4 protein-coding genes are annotated in these 2,224 nt (G+C 51.8%); all 4 read left to right on the plus strand.

Going from position 1 to position 2,224, the window contains the following annotated elements:
- Positions 1-37: 37 nt before the first annotated feature.
- On the plus strand, positions 38-193 hold the full coding sequence (locus tag BG74_RS21210) for a hypothetical protein (protein ID WP_501037425.1): 156 nt from the start codon (positions 38-40) through the stop codon (positions 191-193).
- An 815-nt stretch (positions 194-1,008) separates the two neighbouring features.
- Positions 1,009-1,113: a hypothetical protein gene (locus tag BG74_RS18050; protein WP_305809589.1), complete on the plus strand. Its 105-nt coding sequence runs from the start codon at positions 1,009-1,011 to the stop codon at positions 1,111-1,113.
- A gap of 77 nt (positions 1,114-1,190) precedes the next feature.
- The gene (locus BG74_RS18055; protein ID WP_244267447.1) at positions 1,191-1,433 is read left to right on the plus strand and encodes a hypothetical protein; all 243 of its coding nucleotides are present in this window, start codon (positions 1,191-1,193) and stop codon (positions 1,431-1,433) included.
- Between the two features lie 506 nt (positions 1,434-1,939).
- Positions 1,940-2,224 (plus strand): glycosyltransferase (locus BG74_RS08120; RefSeq protein WP_187202800.1); only part of this gene is annotated, 285 nt, incomplete at its 3' end.

The following is a 2,224-nucleotide window of genomic DNA, read 5'->3' on the forward strand; positions in this document are numbered from 1 at the left end:
GCGACGATTTGCCGGCGATATATCGCCTTAGCGCAAAGTGATTCCTGACGCCGCTGCGACGCAGCGAATGATTGTCAGCGATATTTTCAGCAGCAGCACCCATAACTGCATGATCCGGAATGTGCACGGCATCCGTCAATTGTACCAGTTACTGCTGTTGCTGTTCCGTCTCTACGCCTGGCGCCGGCGGTAAGCTGTGCGCCATTACCCCTCTGACGGTATAGCGATAGCTGAAGGCCCGGTGCAAAACAGACCGCCGGTTTTTTGTTACTCCGTTAGTGCGACGTTCAACTCCGGTGATAGCGTCCCTCTTTCATTATTTGCCTCAGAGTTTTCTATCCTACGGCATTGAAGGATTATCCTTTGCCATTTTACCCTGCTCATCCGGAGAGTGCCCTCCTCCTGCGCTCTTAGGCTGCCGCTTCACGGAGTTGGCGCATCGGCCCCAAAGCCTGTCGATACCGCTCGCAATGATTAATGAGATATTACGAAGCCGCTACCCGCCGCGTAATCCCCGCCCTGAGCGCGAACTGGAGCGCCCATCGCCTAAGTTGCCGCGTTTATCCCTTTCTCTGACTAACGTTTGCTTGATTAATAGAGGTTGTCAACACTATTTATACTTATAATTACATTATTATGTCATTTCTTACCGGAAGTTACTGGATAAAGCAGGTTTTCACCCTTAGCAATTCTCATTTTCTGCCCCCACAAGATCCTGCTGATTAAATTACTCCACCATGGTTGGTCATAGCGACATGATTTTGTCCACACCAGTAATCAATAATCTGCGCTGGCATTATCTAGCGGCGGAAATTGACGTGCTCTTGTACAAAGAAACGACGCTAACCCTGTCGAATCATCCGGGCTATAGCCAAGATCCACGTAATCCATCGTCAATGGAAAAATGGCCCGTTACATCAGTTGGAGCAGGAATATGCCTTAGCGTAAACTTTACGTGCACGCCATTATGATCTTGTCATCAATCTTGCCGCTCAATGGAGCAGCGCGATTATCACGCTCCTCAGCGGAGCGGCGGCGTTGAGCATCGGTTTTAACTATACTAAACGCTGCTCTTTTCTCTTGCGCCTGGCGCATAATGCGCCTGGCGCATAATCGTTTATTGGCTATCACCAACCACTCCCAGCTGAATACAGTGGAACAAAATCTCAGTATTTTGGAATCGCTTAACCTTGCCATTACCGACCGCAATTGCAACGTTTTACTACACGGCGGCGGATAAAATCCGGGGCGAGACATTATTGCGTAAACAACGGGTAACGGACGACTGGATCGTCATCCAGCTGACCTCATATTGGTTGTATAAATGCTGGGACAACGCCAAAATGGCGCAGCTGATTGAAAGATTGGCAACCAGCAGGTTGCCGGTAGTGCTGACCACCGCGCTGGACAAAAAAAGAACAGGAGATGGTTGATCATATCATTTCGCTTTGCCGCTAAGTCAAACCTGCCTCCCTGGCCGAGCAGCTCTCGCTTCCCCAACATGACGGCAGTCATAATAGAGGGTGAATGCCTGTTTATCGGCGTCGATTCTGCGCCCGTGCATATAGTGGCGGCGCTGCGCTAGATACCACTGTGTAGTGCTGTTCAACTTGACTAAACCGCAGCGCTGGCGTATCTGGAGCGAAAAGAGTACCGTTCTGTGGGCCGGCTATTATGCCGATCTGCCAGATCTGTATATAATTGATACCTAAAACTGGCAGCGTCACCTCAGCGTGATACCGATTAAACCGGTACTGGCGGCAGCAAGAGGTTATTTATCAGCACCACAGACCCGCTGACGGTAGTGGATCTTGCGGCGTAAACACACGGCGTCGAAGGAAAAGAGTACCATCAGCATACCGTGCGCGGTTGCCCGCAAGGGCATATGCACCATCGCAAACGGCCGACCGAGGATCGCGTCGGCAAGGGAAAATCCGAAATGACAACTATCCGTCTGGCGATAGTACGGCAAAAATACCGTCCCGACGGCGGCGCGGAGCGCTTTATCTCCCGAGCCCTGGAATCGCTTGATAACAGCGGACTTGAGCTGAACATCATCACGCGCCAGTGGTCAAGCGAACCGCAGCAAGACTGGCATGTGCATATCTGTAACCCACGCGGTGGCAGCCGCATCGCACGCGAGCGCGGTTTTGCCGATGCCGCCCAGAGGTACTGGCAACAGCACAATTTCGATCTGGTACAAAGCCACGAGCGCATCGCCGGC

It is taken from the genome of Sodalis-like endosymbiont of Proechinophthirus fluctus (assembly GCF_001602625.1).
Taxonomy (GTDB): domain Bacteria; phylum Pseudomonadota; class Gammaproteobacteria; order Enterobacterales; family Enterobacteriaceae.